Origin of the sequence: Mesorhizobium sp. M0340 (assembly GCF_040321535.1) — a bacterium.
In the GTDB taxonomy this organism is placed as follows: Bacteria; Pseudomonadota; Alphaproteobacteria; order Rhizobiales; family Rhizobiaceae; genus Mesorhizobium.
Window position 1 is genome coordinate 246054 of the sequence record NZ_JAMYRR010000001.1, and the last position, 24993, is coordinate 271046.

Annotated in this window: 25 protein-coding genes; 17 read left to right on the forward strand and 8 right to left on the reverse strand. The window is 62.9% G+C overall.

Annotation, left to right across the window (positions count from 1 at the left end; all coding sequences use genetic code 11):
- Positions 1-5: 5 nt before the first annotated feature.
- Both NKI79_RS01300 and NKI79_RS01305 read right to left on the reverse strand, forming a co-directional pair.
- Complete coding sequence (locus NKI79_RS01300) at positions 6-728, reverse strand: SDR family oxidoreductase (protein ID WP_352799456.1); 723 nt, start codon at positions 726-728, stop codon at positions 6-8.
- Positions 725-1576 carry an SDR family NAD(P)-dependent oxidoreductase gene (locus NKI79_RS01305; protein ID WP_352799458.1) on the reverse strand — a complete coding sequence of 284 codons (852 nt, stop codon included), beginning with the start codon at positions 1574-1576 and terminating at the stop codon, positions 725-727. The genes NKI79_RS01300 and NKI79_RS01305 overlap by 4 nt, the downstream gene beginning before the upstream one ends.
- A 105-nt stretch (positions 1577-1681) precedes the next feature.
- Between NKI79_RS01305 and NKI79_RS01310 the strand changes: the two genes are divergently transcribed.
- Positions 1682-2554, forward strand: coding sequence for a helix-turn-helix transcriptional regulator (locus NKI79_RS01310; protein ID WP_352687538.1), 873 nt, complete (start codon positions 1682-1684; stop codon positions 2552-2554).
- A gap of 22 nt (positions 2555-2576) precedes the next feature.
- On the opposite strand, the gene NKI79_RS01315 is transcribed toward NKI79_RS01310, so the two are convergent.
- Positions 2577-3218, reverse strand: a complete 642-nt coding sequence (locus tag NKI79_RS01315; RefSeq protein ID WP_254819042.1) for a TetR family transcriptional regulator C-terminal domain-containing protein — start codon at positions 3216-3218, stop codon at positions 2577-2579.
- 243 nt (positions 3219-3461) lie between these two features.
- Here NKI79_RS01315 and aptA point away from each other — a divergent pair, with 243 nt between their 5' ends.
- From aptA to NKI79_RS01345, 6 genes are all read left to right on the forward strand, one after another.
- Positions 3462-4790: an omega-aminotransferase AptA gene (aptA, locus tag NKI79_RS01320; RefSeq protein WP_352799460.1), complete on the forward strand. Its 1329-nt coding sequence runs from the start codon at positions 3462-3464 to the stop codon at positions 4788-4790.
- Between the two features lie 11 nt (positions 4791-4801).
- Positions 4802-5152, forward strand: a complete 351-nt coding sequence (locus NKI79_RS01325) for a hypothetical protein (protein ID WP_352475409.1) — start codon at positions 4802-4804, stop codon at positions 5150-5152.
- A gap of 10 nt (positions 5153-5162) precedes the next feature.
- Positions 5163-6413, forward strand: a complete 1251-nt coding sequence (locus NKI79_RS01330; protein ID WP_352799462.1) for a Zn-dependent hydrolase — start codon at positions 5163-5165, stop codon at positions 6411-6413.
- A gap of 259 nt (positions 6414-6672) precedes the next feature.
- Positions 6673-7038, forward strand: coding sequence for an endonuclease domain-containing protein (locus NKI79_RS01335; protein WP_352799464.1), 366 nt, complete (start codon positions 6673-6675; stop codon positions 7036-7038).
- Between the two features lie 89 nt (positions 7039-7127).
- On the forward strand, positions 7128-8579 hold the full coding sequence (gene hydA, locus NKI79_RS01340) for a dihydropyrimidinase (RefSeq protein ID WP_352799466.1): 1452 nt from the start codon (positions 7128-7130) through the stop codon (positions 8577-8579).
- 2 nt (positions 8580-8581) lie between these two features.
- A complete protein-coding gene (locus NKI79_RS01345; protein ID WP_352799468.1) occupies positions 8582-8950 on the forward strand; it encodes a hypothetical protein in 369 nt (122 codons plus the stop codon).
- Between the two features lie 35 nt (positions 8951-8985).
- On the opposite strand, the gene NKI79_RS01350 is transcribed toward NKI79_RS01345, so the two are convergent.
- The gene (locus tag NKI79_RS01350) at positions 8986-9390 is read right to left on the reverse strand and encodes a cupin domain-containing protein (protein WP_352799469.1); all 405 of its coding nucleotides are present in this window, start codon (positions 9388-9390) and stop codon (positions 8986-8988) included.
- Between the two features lie 161 nt (positions 9391-9551).
- On the opposite strand from NKI79_RS01350, the gene NKI79_RS01355 reads away from it, so the two are divergent.
- From NKI79_RS01355 to NKI79_RS01375, 5 genes are all read left to right on the forward strand, one after another.
- Positions 9552-10343 carry an ABC transporter ATP-binding protein gene (locus NKI79_RS01355; protein ID WP_352453396.1) on the forward strand — a complete coding sequence of 264 codons (792 nt, stop codon included), beginning with the start codon at positions 9552-9554 and terminating at the stop codon, positions 10341-10343.
- A 476-nt stretch (positions 10344-10819) separates the two neighbouring features.
- A complete protein-coding gene (locus NKI79_RS01360; RefSeq protein WP_352799470.1) occupies positions 10820-11698 on the forward strand; it encodes an ABC transporter permease in 879 nt (292 codons plus the stop codon).
- Complete coding sequence (locus NKI79_RS01365) at positions 11695-12831, forward strand: ABC transporter permease (protein ID WP_254819030.1); 1137 nt, start codon at positions 11695-11697, stop codon at positions 12829-12831. The genes NKI79_RS01360 and NKI79_RS01365 overlap by 4 nt, the downstream gene beginning before the upstream one ends.
- Positions 12832-12871: 40 nt before the next feature.
- Positions 12872-13843 carry an ABC transporter substrate-binding protein gene (locus tag NKI79_RS01370; protein WP_254819029.1) on the forward strand — a complete coding sequence of 324 codons (972 nt, stop codon included), beginning with the start codon at positions 12872-12874 and terminating at the stop codon, positions 13841-13843.
- Between the two features lie 147 nt (positions 13844-13990).
- Positions 13991-14443, forward strand: coding sequence for a CHRD domain-containing protein (locus NKI79_RS01375; RefSeq protein ID WP_254819028.1), 453 nt, complete (start codon positions 13991-13993; stop codon positions 14441-14443).
- 69 nt (positions 14444-14512) lie between these two features.
- Here the strand turns inward: NKI79_RS01375 and NKI79_RS01380 are convergent, their stop codons facing one another.
- From NKI79_RS01380 to NKI79_RS01390, 3 genes are all read right to left on the reverse strand, one after another.
- The gene (locus tag NKI79_RS01380; protein ID WP_352799473.1) at positions 14513-16162 is read right to left on the reverse strand and encodes a thiamine pyrophosphate-binding protein; all 1650 of its coding nucleotides are present in this window, start codon (positions 16160-16162) and stop codon (positions 14513-14515) included.
- Positions 16159-17334, reverse strand: coding sequence for a CaiB/BaiF CoA transferase family protein (locus NKI79_RS01385; RefSeq protein WP_352505567.1), 1176 nt, complete (start codon positions 17332-17334; stop codon positions 16159-16161). Before NKI79_RS01385 ends, NKI79_RS01380 begins: the two co-directional genes overlap by 4 nt.
- Before the next feature lie 78 nt (positions 17335-17412).
- The gene (locus tag NKI79_RS01390; RefSeq protein ID WP_352799474.1) at positions 17413-18348 is read right to left on the reverse strand and encodes an alpha/beta fold hydrolase; all 936 of its coding nucleotides are present in this window, start codon (positions 18346-18348) and stop codon (positions 17413-17415) included.
- A 266-nt stretch (positions 18349-18614) separates the two neighbouring features.
- On the opposite strand from NKI79_RS01390, the gene NKI79_RS01395 reads away from it, so the two are divergent.
- The 4 genes from NKI79_RS01395 (at position 18615) to NKI79_RS01410 (ending at position 21668) form a co-directional block, all read left to right on the forward strand.
- The gene (locus tag NKI79_RS01395; RefSeq protein ID WP_352799475.1) at positions 18615-19400 is read left to right on the forward strand and encodes an alpha/beta fold hydrolase; all 786 of its coding nucleotides are present in this window, start codon (positions 18615-18617) and stop codon (positions 19398-19400) included.
- Positions 19397-19846 carry a MarR family winged helix-turn-helix transcriptional regulator gene (locus NKI79_RS01400; RefSeq protein ID WP_352799476.1) on the forward strand — a complete coding sequence of 150 codons (450 nt, stop codon included), beginning with the start codon at positions 19397-19399 and terminating at the stop codon, positions 19844-19846. Before NKI79_RS01395 ends, NKI79_RS01400 begins: the two co-directional genes overlap by 4 nt.
- A gap of 119 nt (positions 19847-19965) precedes the next feature.
- Positions 19966-20979, forward strand: coding sequence for a ribonuclease T2 (locus NKI79_RS01405; RefSeq protein WP_352799477.1), 1014 nt, complete (start codon positions 19966-19968; stop codon positions 20977-20979).
- Positions 20980-21053: 74 nt separating this feature from the next.
- A complete protein-coding gene (locus NKI79_RS01410) occupies positions 21054-21668 on the forward strand; it encodes a hypothetical protein (protein ID WP_352475746.1) in 615 nt (204 codons plus the stop codon).
- A 27-nt stretch (positions 21669-21695) separates the two neighbouring features.
- Here the strand turns inward: NKI79_RS01410 and NKI79_RS01415 are convergent, their stop codons facing one another.
- The gene (locus tag NKI79_RS01415; RefSeq protein ID WP_352475397.1) at positions 21696-22991 is read right to left on the reverse strand and encodes a GGDEF domain-containing protein; all 1296 of its coding nucleotides are present in this window, start codon (positions 22989-22991) and stop codon (positions 21696-21698) included.
- 241 nt (positions 22992-23232) lie between these two features.
- On the opposite strand from NKI79_RS01415, the gene ettA reads away from it, so the two are divergent.
- Positions 23233-24882, forward strand: coding sequence for an energy-dependent translational throttle protein EttA (gene ettA / locus NKI79_RS01420; protein WP_254819019.1), 1650 nt, complete (start codon positions 23233-23235; stop codon positions 24880-24882).
- Positions 24883-24993 lie beyond the last annotated feature (111 nt).

Genomic DNA, 24993 nt, shown 5'->3' on the forward strand with positions numbered 1-24993 from the left:
CCGCTTTACGCCGCATACCGCAAACCTCCGTCGCAGGTCAGGACCTGGCCGGTGACGAAGCTGTTCGAAACCAGGAACGCAATTGCCTCGGCGACGTCCTCGGCGCGGCCGATGCGGCCGACCGGCGTCTTGCCGGCATATTCGGCAAACACCGCCTGCCGATGATCGTCGGGCAAAAAATCCCACCATGGCGTGTCGATGACACCCGGTGCCACGACATTGACGCGTAACGGCTTCAGCTCCATCGCCAGGATCGGCACCACGGTCAGTAGCATGCCGTTGACGGCGGCGATGCCGGCGACGCCGGGCGCCGACAACTGCGCCGACACCGCCGAGATGAAAGTCACCGAACCGCTCTTGTTCAGCGTCGGCAAGGCGGCCTGCAGGCAGGAGAGTTGTGGCCGGACCTTCTCGTCGACGCCACCGCCGATGTCGGTCAGGTCAAGTGTTTCAAACGGGCCGAGCCCCTTGCCGCCGCTAGCGGCCAGCACCAGGTGATCGAAAGGGCCGAGATCGCTAAAGAACCGGCGAACCTCGTCCGGCTTCGCGGCGTCGAAGGCAGCTTTTTCGACCGCGCCACCAAGGCTTTGCCATGCGTTGTCGAGCCTTTCCTGGTTGCGCCCGGTGATCGTCACCTTCATGCCCGGGCCGAGCAGCTTTTTCGCGGTGGCGAGGCCGATGCCGGAGGAGCCGCCGACGACCACGGTGTGATTGGTTTTCTCGATCATGAATTTTCTTTCTTCGATGTTGCGGAGGAGCGTGCGAGCCCGACAAGGCCGAGACTCAATTCGCGCAGCTGCTGCCTCGCCTTCGCCTCATAGGCTTGTGCATCGGCGCGGGATTCTCTTTGGCCGTCGAAATAGAGGCCGCTTCGCCCCTCTAGCGCCGGCGATGTGGCGAGGTTGATGATGGCCTCTGCGCCTGTTTCGACGGAGCTCCTGGGTGTGATGCCCGCCTGCCGCACCATCGTAGTGTTCATGTAGCTTGCCGGATGCAGGCTGTTGACCGTGACGCCGGTGCCGTTCAGCTGCTCCGCCAGATCGATGGTGAACATGATCTGCGCCAGCTTGCTCTGGCAGTAGGCACGGACGCCGTCATAGGAGCGGGTCAGCATGACGTCGTCGAAGTCGATCGCCTGCTGGCCGGCCGAGGCGACGTTGACGATGCGCGCCGGCGCGCTGGACTTGAGCAGCGGCAGCAGCTCCGTGGTGAGCAGGAAGCCGGCGAGATAGTTGACGGCAAAGCGCAACTCATAGCCGTCGGCGCTGACCTGCCGTTTCGCGTTTGGGCCGGCGGTGCCGACGCCGGCATTGTTGATGAGGACATCGAGCCGCTTGGTCCTTGCGCGCACGGCCTCGGCGAGGCGGCGGACTTCCGCCAGGGAGGAGAGGTCGGCGACCAGCAGCTCGGCCTTGCCGCCGGCGGCTTCGATTTCGGCCGCGATCGCCTTGCCCCTTGTCGCGTCGCGGCCATGCACAAGGATGCGCGCGCCGCCGGCGCCGAGCCTTTGCGCGACGACGCGGCCGACGCCGTCGGTAGACCCTGTGATGAGGATTGTCTTGTCTTTCAGTTCCATGTTCGGAGCCTCCATCTCGTAGCTCTGAGCGGAAAGATGGGGCACCAGCCACTTGCCAAACAGTTCAAACTTTATCCTGGTATCGGTACTGCTATAATAGCGCCGATGGATTCCACCACGCATTCCGCCGAAGACAGCCGCCGCCGCGAGCTTGGCGCCTTCCTGCGCTCGCGGCGCGAAAGGCTGACGCCTTCGGCCACCGGCATATCGACCGGATTGCGCCGGCGCACGCCCGGGCTGCGGCGTGAGGAAGTGGCGATGATCGCCGGCGTCGGCACGACCTGGTACACCTGGCTGGAGCAGGGCCGCGACGTTCGGCCATCGGCAGAGGTGCTGACGGCGCTCAGCCGGGCGCTGCGCCTGGACACGGCCGAGCAACGGCATCTGTTCATCCTTGCCGGCCGACCGCAGCCGGAGCGTCGCGTCGACGCGCCGGAAAAAGTCGATAGCCCGTTACTGCACATGCTGCAGAGCCTGGTCCTGCAGCCGGCCTATGTCCTTGGGCGGCGCTGGGACGTGCTGGCCTGGAACTCTGCCGCGGCAGCCGTGTTCGGCGACTATGGTCTGCTGGAGGGCGATGCCCGCAACATCGTCCATATGGTTTTCACCAGCCCGCAGCACCGGCGCCTGCTCGTCGACTGGGAGGAACTGGCGCGTGCCGTGCTGGCGTCATTCCGGGCAGAAAGCGCCAGATATGTCGGCGATCCGGATTTCGAGCGGCTGATCGCGCTGATGACGCGCTCGAGCCCGGAGTTTCGCGCCTGGTGGCCGCTACGCGACGTGGCCCGCAACCTATCGGGTGTGAAGCATGTCCGGCACCCGATAGCGGGCGCCATGGCGTTCGAGCATATGAGCCTGTCGATCGACGACGGCTCGGACATGAAGCTGATCGTCTACACGCCGCTCGCCGAGCAAAACTCGATCGCCAAGCTCGAACAACTGCTGGAGACGCTTCCGGCCGAGCGGCGCAGCGCGTGATGCCCATCGCTTCGCTGAAGCCTCAGCCCTTCGGCTTCAGCCCGTCAATGAACAGTTGCTCGAGAAACCTTGCGGCATCCTCGAAGCGGCCGTCGCCGCCGCGATCGGGGCCGAGCACGGCGCGGACCTGGACGTCGAAATCGGCATAATGCTGCGTCGTCGCCCAGATCGAGAAGATCAGGTGCCAGGGGTCGGTGCGGGCAATCTTGCCGGCGCGCATCCAGCCCTTAATGACGTTGGCCTTCTCGTCGACCAGTGTCTTCAATTCGCCCTCCAGCATCGGCATGATGCGCGGCGCGCCCTGCAGGATCTCGTTGGCGAACAGCCGGCTCTCGCGCGGGAAATCGCGCGCCATTTCGAGCTTGCGCCTGATATAGCTGCGCAGTTCGGTCAAGGGATCGCCAATGTCGTCGAGTTCGCGCAGCGGCGCGAGCCAGGTGTCGAGAAGCCGCTGCATCAGCGTCTCGTGGATGTCCTCCTTGCGGCGGAAGTAATAGAGCAGGTTCGGCTTCGACATGCCGGCGGCTTCGGCGATCTGGTCGATGGTCGAGCCGCGAAAACCGTTGGTGGAGAAGACTTCGAGCGCCGCCTCTAAAATGAGCTCGCGCTTTTCCAGCTGGATGCGGGTGCGGCGAGGAGCGGAGCTTTCGACCGCCCCCGTCACCTCGAAAAACCTTCGCCGCGAGGCGTGTCTGGACCAATTCTCTGGACCAGTTTTTCTCCGCCCTGTGGAGCGCACTTCGAAAGCCGCATTTCCGCTAGTAATCCCTTGACCGCTGATAAGGCGGTGCTAACGTTTGTCCAACCGGTCAAAAATTTGCGTAGCACGAAAACGCAGCAAAGACCAAGTGTTGGAAAGACCAGGCGTTAGCCGCACCGAAACGGGTTACAAGGGGAAGTCTTGGTCATGTCCAACCGGCTGAAAGTCACGCCGAACGATCTCAGCGCATTCTGGATGCCGTTCACGGCAAACCGGCAGTTCAAGCAGGCGCCGCGCATGTTCGTGTCCGCCAAGGACATGCATTACACGACCAGCGACGGGCGCAAGGTTCTCGACGGCACCGCCGGCCTGTGGTGCGTCAATGCCGGCCACTGCCGTCCGAAAATCACCGAGGCGATCCAGAGCCAGGCGGCAGAGCTCGATTATGCGCCGGCGTTCCAGATGGGTCACCCGATCGTGTTCGAGCTTGCAAATCGGCTGGTCGATATCGCGCCGAAGGGCATGGACCATGTGTTCTTCACCAATTCCGGATCGGAATCGGTCGAGACCGCGCTGAAGATGGCCATCGCCTATCACCGCGCAAAAGGCGAGGGCTCGCGCACCCGCCTGATCGGCCGCGAACGCGGCTATCACGGCGTCAATTTCGGCGGCATTTCGGTTGGCGGCATCGTTACAAACCGCAAGATGTTCGGCACGCTGCTCGGCGGGGTCGATCACATGCCACACACCCATCTGCCGGAAAAGAACTCCTTCACCAAGGGCGTGCCCGAGCATGGCGCCGAACTGGCGAACGAATTAGAGCGTATCGTTGCCCTGCACGACGCCTCGACAATCGCCGCCGTCATCGTTGAGCCGGTTGCCGGTTCCACCGGCGTCATCCTGCCGCCGAAGGGCTATTTGCAGAAGCTTCGCGAGATCTGCACCAAGCACGGCATCTTGCTGATTTTCGATGAGGTCATCACCGGCTTCGGCCGTCTCGGCACGCCGTTTGCCGCCGACTATTTCGGCGTCACGCCCGATATCATGACCACCGCCAAAGGCGTCTCCAACGGCGTCATCCCGATGGGCGCGGTGTTCGTGAAGAAGGAAATCCACGACGCCTTCATGACCGGGCCCGAGCACATGATCGAGTTCTTCCACGGCTACACCTATTCGGGCAATCCGATCGCCTGCGCCGCGGCGCTGGGCACGCTCGACACCTACAAGGAAGAGGGGCTGCTGACGCGCGGCGAGGAACTGGCGCCGTACTGGGAGGACGCGCTGCATTCGCTGAAGGGCGAGCCGAACGTCATCGACATCCGCAACATCGGCCTGATCGGCGCGATCGAACTGGCGCCGATCGCCGGGCAGCCGACGAAGCGGGCCTTCTCGGCTTTTGTGAAAGCGTTCGAGCGCGGTGCATTGATCCGAACCACCGGCGACATCATCGCGCTGTCGCCGCCGCTGATCATCACCAAAGGCCAGATCAACGAATTGATCGACCACGTCCGTGATGTGTTGCGATCGATAGACTAGGAAGGGTGTGAATGGCCTCTGCAAAGCGCGAAGCGGCATTGGAGAAGGAAAGGCAGTCTCTCGAGACGGCCTATTTCGATGCTTTACTTGTTGCGCTTCGCGATTGCGCCGACGGTCGATGGGGTCTGTTCGGCCAGAACGAAGGAACCCTTCCGGCACATCTCGAAGATCGTCATTTGCCGGAAAGTGTAAAGCGGCTGGACGCAATAGGAGACGAGCTTGTCTTGGTTCGAGAAAAGATGGGTTTTGCCGACCTCTTTGCTCCTATGCAGCGGCTGGTTGAATTGAGGGCGGAGCAAGGGTCCAATCGTCCAGGAGAACCGCGCCTGGCACAAATGTTCCTCAATGAACTGAAAGCGTAAAGGACTATCCATGGCCGCCCCCGGCGAGAATCTGCGAATCAATTCAGACCGTTTGTGGGATTCGATAATGGAGATGGCGAAGATCGGCCCCGGCATTGCCGGCGGCAATAATCGCCAGACCGTTACCGACGAGGACGGCGAAGGGCGGCACCTGTTCAAGCGCTGGTGCGATGAGGCGGGGCTCGAAATGGGCGTCGACGAGATGGGCACGATGTTTGCCCGCCGCGAAGGCACCGACCCCAGCCTGCCGCCGGTCTATGTCGGCAGCCATCTCGACACCCAGCCGACCGGCGGCAAGTATGACGGCGTGCTCGGCGTGCTCGGCGGCCTGGAGGTCGTGCGCTCGCTCAACGATCTCGGCATCAAGACCAAGCACCCGATCGTCGTCACCAACTGGACCAACGAGGAAGGCGCCCGCTTTGCGCCGGCAATGATGGCGTCCGGGGTATTCGCCGGCGTGCTCGACCAGGCCGACGTCTATTCACATGTCGACAAGGACGGCAAGAAATTCGGCGAGGAACTCGAACGGATCGGCTGGAAGGGCACCGAGAAAGTCGGTGACCGAAAGATCCACGCCTTCTTCGAATTGCATATCGAGCAGGGCCCGATCCTCGAGGACGAGGGCATCGACATCGGTGTCGTCACCCATGGGCAAGGGTTGAAATGGCTGCAGGTGACGCTGACCGGCAAGGAGGCGCACACCGGCTCGACGCCGATGCCGAAGCGGCGCAATGCCGGGCTCGGCATGGCGCGGGTGATCGAATTGGTGCACGAGATCGCCATGGACTACCAACCCGACGCCGTCGGCGCGGTCGGCCATATGGAGGTCTATCCGAACTCGCGCAACATCATCGCCGGGCGCACCGTCTTCACCATCGACATCCGCTCGCCGGAAAAGGAGGTGCTGGACGCCATGGACGGGCGCATCCGCGAAGGCATCGACACGATCTGCGACGCGCTCGATATCAAATATCAAATCGAGCAGGTCGGCCATTTCGACCCGGTCACCTTCGACGCGGGCTGCGTCAAGGCTGTGCGGGATGCGGCGGAGCGCTTGGGATATACGCATCGCAATATCGTCTCGGGCGCCGGCCATGACGCTTGCTGGATCAACCGCGTTGCGCCCACCGCAATGGTGATGTGCCCTTGCGTCGACGGTCTCAGCCACAACGAGGCCGAGGAAATCACCAAGGAATGGGCAGCGGCCGGCGCCGACGTGCTGTTCCATGCGGTGGTGGACACGGCGGAGATCGTAGGGTGAGAGGTTTGGGCTGGACCAGACGGATTCTTGCGAAGAGGGACCCCCACCCTAACCCTCCCCACAAGGGGGAGGGAACTCCTGTCAGCGCCGATTTGCGGCAAATTACCAACGTTTCCAACGCCAAGGTCGTAAGTCGGATTGCGCGGCAGCATTCCCTCCCCCTTGTGGGGAGGGTTAGGGTGGGGGTCCCTCTTCGCAAAAAATTAGTACGCGATTTCTCTGCCTTTGCGGGAAGAGATTGAGGGTGGGGGTACTCGTTTTGGCACCGACCGGTATCGACCCCGCCGCCATCAAACGTGCCAGGGCATTACGCCGAAACATGACGGATGGCGAACGCAAGCTCTGGTCGGAATTGAAAGAGTTCCGTCATCTCTACGGCCTGCATGCCAGGAAGCAGGCGCCGATCGGGCCTTACATTGCGGACTTCGTTCTGCATGAGAAGAACCTCGTCATCGAAGTAGACGGAGAGCATCACTTCACGCCGGAGCAAATGGACAAGGATCGGATACGCGATGCATGGTTTGGCCGGCAGGGCTATCGTGTGCTGCGGTTTTCGACCGGAGATCTGGCGGAATCTTTCGACGGGTGTATCGAAGAGATACTGCGGGAAGTTGGAGTCATGTAGAGGCCATTTACAGCCCCGTTGGTCCTGACCCCGCCTGTAACACCGACAAGACGCTCACAAGAAGCGCGAGAGAACAAGGGAACAAGAAAATGACCAAAGTCATCCGAAACGGCACCATCGTCACAGCCGACCGCACCTGGAAGGCCGATGTGCTGATGCGGCACGGCAAGATCGTCGCCATCGGTTCCAATCTTCACGGCGACCATGAGTTCGACGCCAGCGGCTGCTATGTGATGCCGGGCGGCATCGACCCGCACACCCATCTCGAAATGCCATTCATGGGCACCTATTCGGCCGATGACTTCGAATCCGGCACCCGCGCGGCCCTTGCCGGCGGCACGACGATGGTCGTCGATTTCTGCCTGCCGTCGCCGCAGCAATCACTGCTTGAGGCCCTGCAGATGTGGGACAACAAGACCTCGAAGGCGTCCTGCGATTATTCCTTCCACATGGCGATCACCTGGTGGGGCAAGCAGGTGTTCGACGAAATGGCCACCGTCGTCGACAGGGGCATTACCTCGTTCAAGCATTTCATGGCCTACAAGGGCGCGCTGATGGTCGACGACGACGAGCTCTATTCGTCGTTCCAGCGCTGCGCCGATCTTGGCGCGCTGCCGCTGGTCCATGCCGAGAATGGCGACGTGGTGGCCGCCCTGTCGCAGAAGCTGCTGGCGGCGGGCAACAATGGCCCGGAGGGGCACGCCTATTCGCGCCCGCCGGAAGTGGAAGGCGAGGCGACCAACCGCGCCATCATGATCGCCGACATGGCTGGCGTGCCGCTGTATGTCGTGCATGTCTCCTGCGAGCAGGCGCACGAGGCCATCCGCCGCGCGCGGCAGAAAGGCATGCGGGTGTTCGGCGAGCCGCTGATCCAGCATCTGACGCTGGACGAGAGCGAGTATTTCAACAAGGACTGGGACCATGCGGCACGCCGCGTGATGAGCCCGCCCTTCCGCAACAAATGGCACCAGGATTCGCTGTGGGCCGGCCTGCAGGCCGGGTCGCTGCAAGTGGTGGCGACCGACCATTGTGCCTTCACCACCAAACAGAAGCGCAACGGCGTCGGCGACTTCACCAAGATTCCGAATGGCACCGGCGGGCTCGAGGATCGTTTGCCGGTGTTGTGGACGACCGGCGTCAACACCGGCCGGCTGACGATGAACGAGTTCGTCGCGGTGACCTCGACCAACATCGCCAAGATACTCAACATGTACCCGAAGAAGGGCGCCATCGTCGAAGGCGCGGACGCCGACATCCTCGTCTGGGACCCGAAGCGCAAGAAGAAGATCACGGCCAAGAAGCAGCAGTCGGTGATCGACTACAACGTCTTCGAAGGTTTCGAGGTGACCGGCCTGCCGCGCTTCGTCTTCTCGCGCGGCGAACTGTCGATCGAGGAAAACGAAGTCAAGGCAAAGCCCGGCCATGGCGAGTTCGTCGCTCGCGAGCCCAACGCGGCGGTCAACCGGGCACTGTCGACCTGGAAGGAGATTTCCGCGCCGCGCAAGGTGGAACGTACAGGCATCCCGGCGACGGGCGTTTGAGCTTGGCGAGCCACGGTGCGATTATCTCACTGGCCGCGGTGATCCTTGCCGCCCGGCCGGCGGCGGCTGACGTCCTTGCCGGTTCCTATGGCAATGAGGTCGGTTGCGCCGGCGTACGGCTCGGTTATCAGGACAGCGACGATTATGTCGTGCTGACCGCCGACGGCGTCGAAACCTATGGCAGCGGCTGCGAGTTCGCACAGCGATTGACGACGATGCCTGGCACCCAGTTGTTGAACTCCACCTGTTTGGCCGAGGGCGAGGCGGGGACGACCACGGATGTCGTCACGGTCGTCAACAAAGGAGAGGACGGTTTCTTCGTGACCATCCCCGGCCTCGAGGAGATAGGGCCGCTGAAATCATGTTCGTGACGGTGCCGATGACGGCCGCCGCCTCGATGCCGGCTTCAGGCGACCAACCCGTCCAGTTCCGGCAGCAGGACGACGCTTTCCTGTTCGTTGGGATCGGTGCGGGCAATGACCGCCGAGGCGGGGCTGTCGTTCAGATTGGCCGGCAGATGCGGCACGCCGGCCGGAATGTAGAAAAGATCGCCGGCCTTGACCACGATATGCTGTTCAAGCCGGTCGCCATACCAGGTATGGACTTCGCCGGAGAGCACATAGATCGCGGTTTCATGGTTTTCGTGCAAATGCGCCTTGGCGCGGGCACCCGGCGGCATGGTCAGCAGATGCATGCAGATGCCGGACGAGCCGACTGTTTCGGCGGCGATGCCGGCGAAATAACTCAGGCCCTGTTTGCCTTCATAAGAGCTTTCAGGGCGGATAAGATGGCACGTCGGTTTGGGCGACATCGGGGCAACTCCGGGCGTCTATCTGATGGGACAAGGGCGCGTCGAACTGGGGCGAGTAAAACTGGGGCGAGTAGGACTGGGCGAGTGGAAAGCAACATCGGGGTAAAATCAATGGGATTCCGGCCGGCGCCGCAGTGGCCGGAAGCGACAGGCTACGGCCGATGACGGGAGTATCGCCAGCCGTTGTTTCGGCAAGCAAGCTTGGCCTGACCTTCCAGACCAACGATGGTCCGGTGCAGGCGCTGTCTAATGTCGACCTGACCATCGGCAAGGGCGAATTCGTGTCCTTCATCGGGCCCTCCGGCTGCGGCAAGACAACTTTGCTGCGCGTGATCGCCGATCTGGAGAAGCCGACATCGGGAGCCATCTCCGTCAACGGCATGACGCCCGAGCAGGCGCGCCAGAGCCGCGCCTATGGCTATGTCTTTCAGGCGGCCGCACTTTATCCGTGGCGCACGATCGAGCGCAATGTGGCGCTGCCGCTGGAGATCATGGGCCTGTCCAGGGCGGAGCAGGCGGCGCGTATCAAGCGAACCCTCGACCTCGTCAATCTCAGCGGCTTCGAGAAGAAATACCCCTGGCAGCTCTCGGGCGGCATGCAGCAGCGCGCCTCGATCGCGCGGGCGCTCGCCTTCGACGCCGACCTTTTGTTGATGGACGAGCCGTTCGGCGCGCTCGACGAGATCGTGCGCGATCACCTCAACGAACAGTTGCTGGAGCTTTGGGAACGAACCAACAAGACCATCTGCTTCGTCACGCATTCGATCCCCGAGGCGGTGTATCTGTCGACGCGCATCGTCGTCATGTCGCCGCGCCCAGGGCGTGTCAGCGACGTCATAGAATCGACGCTGCCGAAAAAGCGGCCGCTCGATATCCGCGAGACGCCGGAGTTCCTGGCCATCGCCGCGCGGGTGCGGGACGGGCTGAGGGCGGGGCACAGCTATGATGATTGAGGCGGCGCGGAACGGGCTTGCGCGTTCGACCCAGGAGGTGCATCGCCCTCGCGAGGGAGGCGCTAACCGTGCTTTCGTCATCCTAGGGCGGAGCCACCGCGAAGCGGCGTGCGCAGACCCTGGGATCCATGCCGTGACGTCGGCCGAAACGCGCAAGCGGTCGAGAATAAGCGCCGGGCAAGCCACCGCAAGCGCCGTTCCTTCCAGAGAGGGAGCCATTTTCAGCACCGCTTCGGAGCGGGAAGGTAACGGCATGGATCCTAGGGTCTGCGCCGCGTCGCTTCGCTCCTTGCTGCGCCCTAGGATGACGAAGGCGCGGTTGGGCGCTCCCTTTACGCACGCCGCTTCGCGGCTGCTCCGCCCTAGGATGACGAAAGAAACGATTGCCGGGGCGAAAATGCCCGGCCTCCGCTTCGCTCCAGCCACCCTCTCCCCGTTGGGGAGAGGAGGGCGCTTACCCGGCGAGGCCTGCTAGAATGGACTCGTTTCGCGACAAGATCGTTCCGGTGACCTCGATCCTCCTGGGCGTCGTCGTCGTCTGGTACGTCATGGCTGTCATCCTCAACACGCCCTTCCAGCGCGATCTCGACCGCCGCGCCAATCAGACACCCGGCGTCGTCGAGTTCATCGGCAAGACGCTGGCGCAGCCGAAGCCGACGCTGCCGGCGCCGCATCAGGTGGCAGTGAATTTTTTCGAAAACACCTTTCTGCGCAGCATCACCTCGAACCGCAGCCTTGTCTACAATGCCTGGGTGACGCTGTCGTCGACGCTGCTCGGCTTTGCCTTCGGCACGGCGCTCGGCATCGTCATCGCCGTCGGCATCGTGCATGTGGCGACGCTCGACCGCAGCCTGATGCCGTGGATCATCGCGTCGCAGACCATTCCGATCCTGGCGGTGGCACCGATGATCATCGTTGTGCTGGCCGCTGTCGGCATCACCGGGCTGATCCCGAAGGCACTGATCTCGACCTATCTGTCGTTCTTCCCGGTGGCGGTCGGCATAGTGAAGGGGCTTCGCTCGCCCGAGCTTACCCATCTCGACCTGATGCACACCTATAATGCCAGTCCTTCGCAGACCTTCTGGAAATTGCGGGTGCCGGCCTCGGTGCCGTTCCTGTTCACCTCGATGAAGGTGGCGGTGGCCGCCAGCCTGGTCGGCGCCATCGTCGGCGAGCTGCCGACCGGCGCCGTCGCCGGCATCGGCGCCAAACTGCTCGCCGGCGCCTATTACAGCCAGACCATCGACATCTGGTCGGCGCTGGTTGCCGGGTCGGTGGTGGCGGCGCTGCTGGTTATGCTGGTCGGCATTGCCGGGCGCCTTGTCGACCGCGCCATGGGCGGGAGGCCGGCATGAGCTCCATCCTGAGCCTTTCCTCAATCACGCCTCGATCCTGGCAGGGGTATGCCGCGCTTGTCCTGTTTGTCGGCGCGCTGCTTGTTTTGCCGCTCGTCAGTGCTACGCCCGGTTACGGCATAGCGACTACGGTTTCGATTTTCATTCTGCTGCTCGTGGCAATCGAGGCCGACAACTTTCCACCGATGATCGGGGTGGTGTTGCTGTTCCTTGGCGCGCATGGCGCGGCGTGGATGCTGCTCGCCGGCATAACCGGCAATGAGGGCAGCGCTCGCGCATCCTTCTATCTGCTGCTCGCCGCCGCGTGGTTTTTGGCCTGGCGCTGCGTAACCGTGTTGTCGTCGTTTCGCCCGACGTCGCGCTGGGCGTCAACCGCCCTGCGCCTGATCATTCCGGCCATCTTCGGCGCCTGGATCCTGATCATCTGGGAAGCGGTGACGCGTGGTGCCGGCATTCCCTTCATCCTGCTGCCGCCGCCAAGCGCCATCGGTGCCCGCATCGTCGGCTCGCTGCCGGTGCTGGCGGCCGATGTCAGGCAGACCATCTTCAAGGCGGTCATCTTCGGCTATGTGGTGGGGAGCAGCGCCGGCTTCCTCGTTGCCATCGCCGCCGACCGCGTGCCGTTCCTGCGGCGCGGGCTTTTGCCGATCGGCAATATGGTATCGGCGCTGCCGATCATCGGCGTCGCGCCGATCATGGTCATGTGGTTCGGCTTCGACTGGCAGTCGAAGGCAGCGGTGGTCATCATCATGACCTTCTTCCCGATGCTGGTGAACACCGTCGCCGGGCTTGCCGCCTCCGGCCATATGGAGCGCGACCTGATGCGCACCTATGCCTCGAGCTATTGGCAGACGCTGTTCAAGCTGCGGCTGCCGGCGGCCGCGCCCTTCATCTTCAATGCGTTGAAGATCAATTCGACGCTAGCGCTGATCGGCGCCATTGTCGCCGAGTTCTTCGGCACCCCGGTGGTCGGCATGGGGTTCCGCATTTCGACGGAAGTCGGGCGGATGAACATCGACATGGTGTGGGCCGAAATCGCAGTTGCAGCACTTGCGGGTTCGGTCTTTTATGGCGTGGTCGCTTTTTTCGAGAGAGCAATCACGTTTTGGCATCCCTCTGTCCGTGGTGGATAGGGGCGGTTGGTTTAGGGCGCTAACTTCAGAGGGTAAAAACATGAAAAGACTTGTTGTTTCGATGCTGGCCGGCGCGATGTCGCTTGCCGCGTTCCAGGCGATGGCCGCAGACAAGGTGACACTGCAGCTGAAATGGGTCACCCAGGCACAGTTCGCCGGTTATTATGTCGCCAAGGACAAAGGTTTCTATGAGGCCGAAGGCCTCGACGTCGAGATCAAGCCCGGCGGTCCCGATATTGCGCCGGAGCAGGTCATCGCCGGCGGCGGCGCCGACGTCATCGTCGACTGGATGGGCGGCGCGCTGGCTGCCCGCGAAAAGGGCGTGCCGCTGGTCAACATCGCCCAGCCGTTCAAGAAAGCCGGTATGGAGCTGGTCTGCCCGAAGGACGGGCCGGTCAAGACGGAAGCCGACTTCAAGGGCCACACGCTCGGCGTCTGGTTCTTCGGCAACGAGTATCCGTTCTATGCCTGGATGAACAAGCTTGGCCTCAAGACCGATGGCGGGCCGGACGGCGTCACCGTGCTCAAGCAGAGCTTTGACGTGCAGCCGCTGATCCAGAAGCAGGCGGATTGCATTTCGGTGATGACCTATAACGAGTACTGGCAGCTCATCGACGCCGGCTACAAGCCGGAAGAGCTGACCGTCTTCAACTATTCCGCCATGGGCAACGATCTGCTCGAAGACGGGCTCTATGCCCTGGAGGACAAGCTCAAGGATCCGGCCTTCGAGGACAAGATGGTGCGTTTCGTGCGCGCTTCGATGAAGGGTTGGAAATACGCCGTCGACAATTCCGACGAAGCGGCTGGCATCGTCATGGACAATGGCGGCCAGGACGAGAATCACCAGAAGCGCATGATGGGCGAAGTCGCCAAGCTGATCGACAATGCCGATGGCAAGCTCGATCCGGCGACCTACGAGCGCACGGCCAAGGCGCTGCTCGACCAGAAGATCATCAGCAAGGAGCCTACCGGCGCCTACACGACGGCGATCACCGACAAGGCCATCAAATAGGGCTGTCAAACTGGCTTGTAGCGGAAAAGGGGCGGGCGACCGCCCCTTTTTAGTGGGATGTAAAATGAACGTTACCGGCGGAAACATCCGCTCGCAAAATCGTTGTGCCGGTGCATCCGCCTCAAGGGTGTCACAACGGAGGTTTCCATGCGCATCCAGTCCTTCACGCCGATGCTTTCGGCGCTGGCCATTTCTGCAGCCATCTTCTCTGCTTCACCGGCCCTGGCCGAAACCATAAAGATGACTGCGACGCTCGATGGCGCTCAGCAGAGCCCGCCCGTCACAACGAAGGGCAAGGGCACCGCCACGCTCAGGTTCAACACCACAACCAAGAAACTCAGCTGGACAGTGAGATATTCCGGCCTCAGCGGGCCGGCGAAGGCCGCACACATTCACGGCCCGGCGGCAAAGGGCGAAAACGCCGACCCGGTGATACCGTTCGAAGGCAAGCTGAGGAGCCCGATCAAGGGCTCGGCGACGTTGACCGATGCCCAGGCGACCGATTTGGAGGCGGGCAAGTACTACGTCAACATCCACACCGCGGCCCACGCGGATGGCGAGATCCGCGGGCAGATCGAAAAGGCGCCATCGACGATGTAGCGCAGCGATCATAGCGCTGTATCAACCTGTTGAAGTTTGGGAAGGGAATTCGACCTATCCCTTTGGCGCTTAGGCCCCGTCCCGTATCTGGGTCATGGTCCGCGTCGGCGTGATTGCCTCGGGATCGAGCCTGATCTCGACGATCGACGGTTTGCCGCTGGCGCGGGCGCGTTCAAAGGCCGGCGCGAAGTCGGCGGTCTTCTCGACTGTTTCGCCATGACCACCATAGGCACGCGCGAGCGCCGCGAAGTCGGGATTTTTCAGATCCGTGGCGACGATACGGCCGGGATATTCGCGCTCCTGGTGCATGCGGATCGTGCCGTAGATGCCGTTGTTGACGACAACGACGATGATCGGCAGTGCGTATTGCACGGCGGTGGCGAATTCCTGGCCGTTCATCAGGAAACAACCGTCGCCGGCGAAGGCGATCACGTCGCGGTCGGGATAGAGCTGCTTGGCGGCGACCGCCGCCGGCGTGCCGTAGCCCATCGAGCCGGATGTGGGTGCTGCCTGCGTGCCGAAACGCCGGAAGCGATGGTAACGATGCACCCAGGTGGCGTAGTTGCCGGCGCCGTTGGTGAGGATGGCGTCGTCCGGCAGTATCGTTTCGAGATAATTCATGATCGGCCCCATCTGGACGGCGCCGGGGCCGCTTTCCGGAGGCGTTGACCAGTCGAGATAGGCGGAATGCAGCTTCGCTGCCTCAGCCGCCCACACCGGCGTTGCAGCCGGCTTGCGTCGGGCAAAGGCTTCGACGAAAGCAGCAGGCGAGGCATTGATCGCCAGCGCCGGCCGGTAGACGCGGCCGAGCTCGCCGGCGTCGGCATGGACATGGACCAGCGTCTGGTCGGGGTAGGGGCTCTTCAGCAGCGTGTAGTCGGATGACGGCATCTCGCCCATACGGCCGCCGATGAGCAGCACGAGGTCGGCCTGCTTGATGGCGGTTGCTACCTTGGGGTTGATGCCGATGCCGACATCGCCGGCATAGTTCGGGTGGAGATGGTCGAACAGCATCTGGCGGCGGAAGGAGCAGCCGACCGGCAGCGACCAGGCTTCGGCTATCGTCCGCATCTGGGCAACAGCCTGCGCATCCCAGCGCGTACCGCCAAGGATGACGAAGGGCTGCTTTGCCTTGTTGAGCAACACTTCCAGCGCGTCGAGCTCGACTTCGCCGGGCCGCGTCTCGACAGGGGTGTAATGCCGGGCTTGCGGTGCCTCGGCGAGGCTGGTCAGCATGTCCTCGGGCAGCGAGATGACGACCGGGCCGGGCCGGCCGGAGGTCGCCACCGAAAAGGCCCGCGTGACGAATTCGGGGATGCGTGCGGCGTCGTCGATCTCGACCACCCATTTGGCGATATCACCGAAGAACCTGACGTAGTCGACTTCCTGAAAAGCCTCGCGCCCCTTGGCGTGGCTGGCGACCTGGCCAATGAACAGGATCAGGGGGACCGAATCCTGCATCGCGATGTGGATGCCGGCCGAGGCATTGGTGGCGCCTGGGCCGCGGGTGACGAAGCAGATGCCGGGCTTGCCGGTCAGGCGGCCGTGGCAGTCGGCCATCATCGCGGCACCGCCCTCCTGGCGGCAGACGATGGTGCGGATCGGCGAGTCGTGCAGCGCGTCGAGCACCGCCAGATAGGATTCGCCGGGCACGCAATAGATACGGTCCGTTCCGTTGGCTTCGAGCGCATCGACGATGAGTTGTCCGCCGGTCTTCATTTTCCTGACCTCTCCAGTTCGGCAAGGATTTCTTCGGTGTGTTCGCCGAGACGCGGTGACGGACGTTCATAGACCAGCGGCGTGCCGGACATGACCATCGGCGCCCGCACCGAGGGCAAGAGATTGCCATGGCCGTCATCGAGGTCGAGCCGCATGCCGCGCGCTATGGTCTGCGGGTCGGCAAACATCTGGCCTATGTTGTTGATCGGGCTGGCCGGCACGCCGGCGGCTTCGAGCCTGGCCAGAAGCGGATCGCGATCGAAGGCCTTCAGCGCCTCTATCATGTGCTCGCGCAGCTTTGCCCGGTTGGCGACGCGGGCGGGATTGGTGGCGAAGTCAGGGTTCGACGCCAGCTCGTCGAGGCCGACGGCAGCGCAGAATTTTGCGAACTGGCCGTCATTGCCGACCGCCAGGATGATGTGGCCATTTTTCACCGGCACCACTTCGTAGGGCGCGATGTTCATATGCGCATTGCCCATCTGCACCGGCGACTGTCCGGAGACGAGATAGTTGAGGTTCTGGTTGCCGAGCGTCGAAATCTGGGTGTCGTAGAGCGCCATGTCGATATGCTGGCCTTCGCCGGTCTTCTCGGCATGGCGAAGCGCCGCCTGGATGGCAATGACCGAATAAAGCCCGGTGAAAACATCCGAGATGGCGACACCCGCCTTTTGCGGCTCGCGGCCGGCTTCGCCGGTGATCGACATCATGCCGGCCATGCCCTGGATGATGAAATCATAGCCGGCGCGCGGCGCGTACGGCCCCGACTGGCCAAAACCGGTGATCGAGCAATAGATCAGCCGTGGGTTGATTTTCCTCAGGCTGTCATAATCGAGGCCGTATTTCTTCAGTCCGCCGACCTTGAAGTTTTCGATCAGCACATCCGATGTCGCGACCAGCCGGCGCACCGTCTCGGCACCCTCGGGCGTCGAGAAGTCAATAGCGATGGAGCGCTTGCCGCGGTTGCAGGAATGGTAATAAGCGGCTGAAAGGTTCTCGCCGTCATGGCCGATGACGAAGGGCGGTCCCCATTTGCGGGTGTCGTCGCCGCCGTCCGGGCTCTCGACCTTGATCACGTCGGCGCCGAGGTCGGCAAGCAGCTGCCCGGCCCATGGCCCGGCAAGGATGCGTGCGAGTTCGATGACGCGGATGCCTTTGAGCGGCGGCTCAGTCATGGATCACCATGGTTGGTCGAAAGCGCAGCCTCTATCAATCCCGCGCGCCGCTGTCACGGCCCTTGCAATGGGCCAGTATCACTGTGCCCTCAGCACGCGGTCGGCCCAGGCGGCAAAATCCTCCATGATGACGTCTCGGTTGATCTCGTTCAGGCTTTCATGGCGGGTTTTGGCGTAAACCTTTGAAACGAGATTCGAAAAACCCATCATGTGCATCCGGCCGGCAAGATGGCTGACCGCCTTGCCGCCGTCGGAGGCCGGATCTTGCTCGCCTCCGACCAGATTGACGAACAGGTCGCGCCGCACGCCGGAAAAATTGCGGTCGCTGCCGCAATGCAGCGTCATCTTGACGATGTCCTGCCACATCGACACCGATGCGTCCCAGCCGCAGAGCGGGTCGGCGATGTATTTCTCGACTTCGGCGGCATCGCGCGACAGCCAGTCGAATGGCGTCCGGCGATCGGGCACTGCCTTGCCCCAGGCCCGGAACGTCAGCCGGGGCAGCATGCGCGACGGGACGTCTGAGCCAAGCCGGAACCTTTCCCAGGCAAGCATGCCCAGCGCGATTTGGCCGAGCAATCCGGCCGAGAAATTGCCGTTCCAGATCGCGGCAGCATGGATGCGTGGCGAGTGGCGGAGGACAAAGTTCAGCGCGACCGACGCGCCCAAGGAGTGACCGAAGACGATGACCGGCAGGCCAGGCCGTTCCCTGGCGATGAGATCATGGACGGCGGCGACATCGGCGATGACCTTGGCACCGCCATCCGCATCGGCGAACCTGCCCGGTGGCGCATCGGGCGCCTTGGTGGCGCCGTGGCCACGGTGGTCGTGCGCGTAGACCTGGTAGCCGCGCTCGCCGAGGAAATCGGCGAAGCGGGCATAGCGCGCCGCGTGCTCGGCCAGCCCGTGATTGATCTGGACAATGGCGTGCGGTTGGCCGGTGGCGTGTTTCACATAAAGGTTGAGCTCGGCGCCGGTCGGCGATGCCAGCATCCTCTGCTTGTCAAATGGCATGTCTCGCTCCCGTCGGCGACTGTTGGGCGACGCGGCGATCGACGTCAAGAGACGTAGGTACCCATTCGACGGCAATTGACAGTATGCTGTCAATGTGATTACATGACAGCATACTGTCAAATTGTCAGCGGCAGATTGGGGGTATGACTATGAAAAGCACCGGGGCCATTTCGCGGCGTGCAATCTTGCTGGCGGGCTTCGCCTTCACGACGGCCACCCTGTTGTCAGGGATTGCTGCGTTCAGTCAGGAAACCAGGGAGATGACCATGATGACGTCCACTGTTCCAGGCCCGCAAGGCCAGCTTGCCACTTATAGGATCGACGTCGGCAATGGCCTGCCGATCATGTTCCTGCATGGAGATTGCAGCCGCGCTTCCCACTGGGACCGCGTGATGCAGCTCTCCGTCGAAGGCCGCGAGGCGGTAGCCTTCGATTTTCGCGGTCATGGCGCCTCCGCGCCGGCGCAGGACGGTGACTACGGTTATGACGGTCGTGCAATGGATGTCGGTGCCGTGGCCGACGCGTTTGGCCTGAAGCGGTTTCTCATTGTCGCGCACAGCGGCGGCGGTGGCGTGGCGCTCGCTTATGCCGCCAGCCATGCCGACCGGGTCGCCGGTGTCTTGCTCGTCGACCCGGCGACCGATCCTCGTGCGCTGCCGCAGGCGATTCGTGACGGCTTTGTCCGCGATCTGGCCGGTCCGCAAGGCCGTGATGTCCTGAACGCCTATTACACGTCGATTGCCGGCCCGAACGCGGCTGTTCGCCAGCGTGTTCTGGCCGATGCGGCAGTGGTCGATCCGGCGGCGAGGGCAGGTGTCGGCAAGGCGCTGGCCGAATGGAACCCGGAGCCGGCACTCGATGCGTATCGCGGGCCTATGTTCGTATTGGCTACCGAGGCCAGTGACACTCCAGCCGCGCTCTACCGGCTGCGCACGGACATTCCGCGCCAGATCGTGGCAGGCAGCGGCCATTGGGTGATGCTTGACAAGCCCGAGGTCGTAGCCGAAGCCGTTAATAGTTTCGTCGCGACCATCGAGGCCGGCCAGAAATGACGACCAGGACCGAAGCGGCAAATGTGCTCACCGAACTGGTGCTTGCCGTGTTCAGGATGAACGGCCGTTTTCTGGACGCGGCCGACCGGCTGGCCGCTCCAACCGGGCTGACGGCAGCGCGCTGGCAGGTTTTGGGTGCAGTTTTGAAGGAGCCGAAATCTGTGGCCGACATCGCCCGCGACATGGGTCTCGCCCGTCAGAGTGTACAGCGGCTGGCCGACATACTGGCTGCGGAGGGGCTTGCCGCCTACGCCGACAACCCGGCGCATCGCCGCGCCAAGCTGTTGTCGATAACCGATGCCGGTCGGGCAGCGGTCAAGAATATCGGCACACGCCAGCATGTTTGGGCGAACCGCATTTCGGAGGGTATGGACGCCGACGCGCTGAAAGCCTCGCTTGATCTGCTGCGCACCCTGACGGAACGGGTGGAGGCGGGCGGATCCTGATCGACCACGCGGGAGCCTCTCAATGCGCTGGCGATTGTTTTTACGGCCGGCGAAAGAAATCGTAATTCTGACATGTCGCAAGTTTCTAGCTTGCGGCGTGATTCACGAGGAGTGCCGGAATGCGGATTTGGGCGATATGGGGGGCGGTGTTTCTTGCGTTTGGCGGCGCAAGCGCGGCGCGGGCCGATGTGAAGATGACCGGCTCTTTCGTCGCCGACGCCGCCTGTCCGGCAACGCAGGCGATCAAGAGCGGCAAGAATCCCGGCAATGTCTCGACCGCGGCTGGTCAGAGTTATGATCTGCTGGCCGGCAACAAGGACGCGCCTACTCACTATCTCATTCGCGTGCCGGGCGCCGATCCGGAGCGCCGCTGGGTCAAGATCAGCTGCGGTCACGTTTCGGGCGACAGCGCGTCGACGATGCCTGCTGCACCGGCGCCTGCCGAGCCGAACAAGCCATCGGCGTCCGGAAAGCCGGAATATGTCTTCGCGCTGAGCTGGCAGCCTGCTTTCTGTGAGACCAAATCCAGCAAGACCGAATGCCGGGCGCAGACCGCCGCCGGTTTCGATGCGACCCACTTCACCTTGCATGGATTGTGGCCGCAGCCGAACGGAAATTTCTATTGCCAGGTCGCGGCAAGCGACAAGGCGAACGACGATCCGGCACACTGGCGGGATTTGCCGCCGGTCACCCTCGACCCGAAAACGCGATCGGAACTCGACCAGGTGATGCCCGGCACCGCGTCCGCCCTCGAAAGGCATGAATGGATCAAGCACGGCACCTGCTACGGCAAGAGCCAGCAGGAGTATTTCTCCGACGCCTTGAACCTGATGCGCGCGATGAATGCTTCGCCGGTGCGCGATCTCTTCATCAAGAACATCGGCAAGCAACTGACATCCGATCAGATCCGCAGCACCTTCGACGTTACCTTCGGCAAAGGCGCGGGCGACCGGGTCCGCGTTTCCTGCGTGGTCGATCCCTCGAACGGCAGGCGGCTGATCGGCGAGCTGACGCTCGGCCTGACCGGCCCGATTGCGTCGAACGCCTCGCTCGGTGCCCTGCTGCTTGCCTCGGCGCCGACAGCCAAGGCCGGCTGCCCGAAGGGCGCGGTCGATGCCGTCGGGTTCCAGTAAACAGGCCGTACGCGACTGTCGCTTTGCACCGGGGATGGTATGATCCCGGGGGGTATCATTCGCAGGGGGTGGCGATGAGTGGCGTGACGAGCGGCGCGCTGGCGCGGTTGGCGTTCTGGGCCAAGGGCATGACGGCGACCCGCGACGGCCATATGGAGTGGCCGGGCTTTTCCTACACCGAAGTGGAGTGGGCGCGCATGGCCACGCTCGCCAAACCCGTCGACGGCGGCACGTACCAATTGTTCACGCTGGTCAACGCGGCGATCTTCATCGCCATCGCCGCGTTCGGGATATTCTGTATCTTCCTGCCGCTGGCGGCGCTGCTGTTCCCGCTACCGGCCGAAACCAGTGCGCAGAAGTTTTCGCTGCTCCTAGCGGCATGCGCCTTGCTGATCATCGGCATCGGCCTGCCTATCTCGCTGCGTCTTTCGACCGCGCTGGTGGCGCCGAAGGCAATGCGGGCCGCACTTGTCGCCGTGCCCGGCGATCAGGCGCTTGCGGCAAAAGTGTCATGGCAGATCAACCGGATCACGCTCGTGCTCTGCGGCCTGCTGGTACCGGGCATTCTTCTGTTCATTGCCTACGACATCGAAGCCGGCCCGATTATTACCGCGTTGAAATGGCTGGCGATCGCGCTGATGGCGGTTTCGGTTGCGATCGGCGCATGGCAGCGGCGCAAACAACCCTGATTGAGCCAATCGCAGGCCAGGGTAGCGTTACGCGCCGGCGCTGCGCTCCGGCCTGGTCCATGTGTTGCGCCCGTCTGCTTCGTTGCCGCCCGGTTCGCCGACAACGCGATCGCGTCCCGTGGATTTGGCCTTGTAGAGACGCTGGTCGGCCAGCGCGAAGAGATCGGCAAGGCAACGGGTCGTCTCGCTGACCGTCGAGATGCCGGCGCTGACGGTAATGTCGAACCGGCTGGTGCTCGCGGACGTCTTGACCGCTTGCCTGACGGTCTCGCCCAGCAGTCTGGCGAGCGGCTGCGGACGCCAGCCGAGGATGGCGAATTCCTCGCCGCCGATCCTGAACAATTGATCGTCGGTCCCGACAAGTTCGCCAAGCAAAATTGCCAGGGCTTTCAGCACCCTGTCGCCCTCGGCATGGCCGAAGCGGTCGTTGATCGATTTGAAATGGTCGACATCGATGATCAGCAGGCTGAGCGGCCTGGCGGTCCGCAGGCTGGTGGCCACGGCGGCCTCGCCGTCGCTGTCGAAGCGCCCCCTGTGCAGGAGGCCGGTGAGGCCGTCGCGACCGACATGCTCGACCAGCGCCTCATAGCGCTCGCGATAGGTCAGCGTGTCGAAAATGTCGGAAAGCCCGCGCGGCGCCGGCACCTGCCGCGCCTCGAACCACCTGATATAGGTGACCAGCATGGTGCTGTAGACCACGGCCGCTGCCATCTTGGCGAACCAGCCGCCGAAAAACACGGCGACCGGCGCACCGGTGACGAAATGCAGCGCCGTGAAAAAACCTGCCTGGTCGAAGGTGAGCACGCAGGCGACGCAGACCAGGATGCGGGTGAAAAGCGCCTTGCGCAGATATTTGCCGAGCTTTTCATAGAGCAGAATGACCAGGATGGCGTCGACGAACAGCAGCGTCGTGCCCCACACCATCAGCCAGCCCATCTCGTCGATGAAGCCGATGTCGGGAAGCTTGCCGTCGGGCAGCGGTGCGATGTCGTGCAGGCGCAGGATCAGCACGAGCCCGATCATCAGGGCATTGCCGAGCAGCAGGCCGTAGATCGGCTGGCGGACAGTTGCCGCGTCCTCCTTGATGTAGAGCAGGAGCAGCATGACCAGCTTGCCGGAAAAGAGCACGGCCGAACCCGGCGATACCATGCCGAACGGCAGCGCGACGTAGAAGACGCTGGCGAGATAGGTTTCCAGGAAATGCATGACGCCAAGGGCGCAAACAAAGACGCCGAGGCCGATGCGGCCCCTGAACCGGAAAAGCGTGACCATGATGCCGAAATAGAGAACCGCTTCGGCAAAAAGCAGGAAACTGTTCAACACGGCCCGATCTCTCTCCCCGAAATCGCGGCTGCCAGCGATTTCCTATCCAACATTGTTTGACGCGGAATGGTTAACCGGAGCTTTCGCCTGGGTGCCGGCACGAAATGAAGCGGCTAAGCGTTTGTGGGTGCGACCAAATCCGCTTGGGGCCAAAACTGTTTGCCGTTCGGGGCCGCATCGCTTACATAGCCCCCAACTTCCATTCAATCCGACATCAGTCGACTTTTCAGGGAAAGCGCGCGTGGCACGCCAGTTCATCTATCACATGGCCGGCCTCAACAAGGCCTACGGCACCAAGAAGGTGCTCGAGAACATCCATCTGTCCTTCTACCCGGACGCCAAGATCGGCATCCTCGGCCCCAACGGCGCCGGCAAGTCGACGATCCTCAAGATCATGGCCGGCATCGACAAGGAGTGGAGCGGCGAGGCCTGGCTGGCCGAGGGTGCTACCGTCGGTTACCTGGCGCAGGAGCCGGCGCTCGATCCGAACAAGAACGTGTTCGAAAACGTCATGGAAGGCGTCGCGGCCAAGACCGCCATCATCGAGCGCTACAACGAATTGATGATGAACTATTCCGACGAGACGGCGGACGAGTCGGCCAAGCTGCAGGACGAGATGGACCGGCTCAACCTCTGGGATCTCGAACAGCAGGTCGAGATGGCGATGGAAGCGCTCGGCTGTCCGCCCAAGGAGGCCGATGTCACCAAGCTGTCGGGCGGCGAGCGCCGCCGTGTCGCGCTCTGCCAGCTCTTGCTGCGCCAGCCCGATTTGCTGCTGCTCGACGAGCCGACCAACCATCTCGACGCCGAGACGACGGCGTGGCTGGAAAAGCATCTGCGTGCCTATCCAGGCGCGGTGATGATCATCACCCACGACCGCTACTTCCTCGACAATGTCACCGGCTGGATCCTCGAGCTCGATCGCGGCCGCGGTATCCCGTACGAAGGCAACTACACCAAATATCTCGAAGCCAAGGCCAAGCGGCTCAAGCAGGAAGGCCGCGAGGACGATGCCCGCCAGCGGGCGATCGGCCGCGAGCGCGAGTGGATACAGTCCAGCCCGAAAGCCCGGCAGACCAAGTCGAAGGCCCGTATCCAGGCCTTCCAGGATCTGCTGGATGCAGCCGACAAGCGGCGTCCGAGCGACACGCAGATCGTCATTCCGCATGGCGAGCGGCTCGGCAATGTAGTGATCGAGGTCGAGGGCCTGTCGAAGGGCTTTGGCGACACGCTTTTGATCGACGACCTCGAATTCAAGCTGCCGCCGGGCGGCATCGTCGGCGTCATCGGCCCGAACGGCGCCGGCAAGACGACGCTGTTCCGCATGATCACCGGCCAGGAAAAGCCGGACGCCGGCACCATTCGCGTCGGCGAGACGGTCAAGCTCGGTTATGTCGACCAGAGCCGCGACGCGCTCGACCCGACCAAGACCGTCTGGGAAGAAATCTCGGGCGGCGCCGAAGTGGTCAAGCTCGGCAAGTTCGAGGCCAACACGCGCGCCTATTGCGCGTCGTTCAACTTTCGCGGCGGCGATCAGCAGCAAAAGGTCGGCAACCTGTCCGGCGGCCAGCGCAACCGTGTGCATCTGGCCAAGATGCTGAAGACCGGCGGCAATGTGCTGCTGCTCGACGAACCGACCAACGATCTCGATACCGAAACGCTGGCCGCACTCGAAGACGCGCTAGAAAACTTCGCCGGCTGCGCCGTCATCATCTCGCACGACCGCATGTTCCTCGATCGTCTGGCGACGCACATCCTCGCCTTCGAGGGCGACAGCCATGTCGAATGGTTCGAAGGCAATTTCGAGGATTACGAGCAGGACAAGATCCGTAGACTCGGGCCGGACGCGGTCAACCCGCACCGCATGACGTATAAGCGGCTGACAAGATAGTCCGTGCGCCTCGTTTAGAATTCTCTGTCGAGTGTCTCTATGAAGTCCTCGGCGAGTTTGGCTGAAGAGAACCGCGCAACTTCCCGGTAGTCGGGGTGGTGTTCTGCCGTC

Coding starts and splice junctions, on each gene's coding strand:
- NKI79_RS01300 (WP_352799456.1), bottom strand. CDS start 728: ATGATCGAGAAAACCAATCACACCGTGGTCGTCGGCGGCTCCTCCGGC.
- NKI79_RS01305 (WP_352799458.1), bottom strand. CDS start 1,576: ATGGAACTGAAAGACAAGACAATCCTCATCACAGGGTCTACCGACGGC.
- NKI79_RS01310 (WP_352687538.1), top strand. CDS start 1,682: ATGGATTCCACCACGCATTCCGCCGAAGACAGCCGCCGCCGCGAGCTT.
- aptA (WP_352799460.1), top strand. CDS start 3,462: ATGTCCAACCGGCTGAAAGTCACGCCGAACGATCTCAGCGCATTCTGG.
- NKI79_RS01325 (WP_352475409.1), top strand. CDS start 4,802: ATGGCCTCTGCAAAGCGCGAAGCGGCATTGGAGAAGGAAAGGCAGTCT.
- NKI79_RS01330 (WP_352799462.1), top strand. CDS start 5,163: ATGGCCGCCCCCGGCGAGAATCTGCGAATCAATTCAGACCGTTTGTGG.
- hydA (WP_352799466.1), top strand. CDS start 7,128: ATGACCAAAGTCATCCGAAACGGCACCATCGTCACAGCCGACCGCACC.
- NKI79_RS01350 (WP_352799469.1), bottom strand. CDS start 9,390: ATGTCGCCCAAACCGACGTGCCATCTTATCCGCCCTGAAAGCTCTTAT.
- NKI79_RS01355 (WP_352453396.1), top strand. CDS start 9,552: ATGACGGGAGTATCGCCAGCCGTTGTTTCGGCAAGCAAGCTTGGCCTG.
- NKI79_RS01360 (WP_352799470.1), top strand. CDS start 10,820: ATGGACTCGTTTCGCGACAAGATCGTTCCGGTGACCTCGATCCTCCTG.
- NKI79_RS01365 (WP_254819030.1), top strand. CDS start 11,695: ATGAGCTCCATCCTGAGCCTTTCCTCAATCACGCCTCGATCCTGGCAG.
- NKI79_RS01370 (WP_254819029.1), top strand. CDS start 12,872: ATGAAAAGACTTGTTGTTTCGATGCTGGCCGGCGCGATGTCGCTTGCC.
- NKI79_RS01375 (WP_254819028.1), top strand. CDS start 13,991: ATGCGCATCCAGTCCTTCACGCCGATGCTTTCGGCGCTGGCCATTTCT.
- NKI79_RS01380 (WP_352799473.1), bottom strand. CDS start 16,162: ATGAAGACCGGCGGACAACTCATCGTCGATGCGCTCGAAGCCAACGGA.
- NKI79_RS01385 (WP_352505567.1), bottom strand. CDS start 17,334: ATGACTGAGCCGCCGCTCAAAGGCATCCGCGTCATCGAACTCGCACGC.
- NKI79_RS01390 (WP_352799474.1), bottom strand. CDS start 18,348: ATGCCATTTGACAAGCAGAGGATGCTGGCATCGCCGACCGGCGCCGAG.
- NKI79_RS01395 (WP_352799475.1), top strand. CDS start 18,615: ATGATGACGTCCACTGTTCCAGGCCCGCAAGGCCAGCTTGCCACTTAT.
- NKI79_RS01400 (WP_352799476.1), top strand. CDS start 19,397: ATGACGACCAGGACCGAAGCGGCAAATGTGCTCACCGAACTGGTGCTT.
- NKI79_RS01405 (WP_352799477.1), top strand. CDS start 19,966: ATGCGGATTTGGGCGATATGGGGGGCGGTGTTTCTTGCGTTTGGCGGC.
- NKI79_RS01410 (WP_352475746.1), top strand. CDS start 21,054: ATGAGTGGCGTGACGAGCGGCGCGCTGGCGCGGTTGGCGTTCTGGGCC.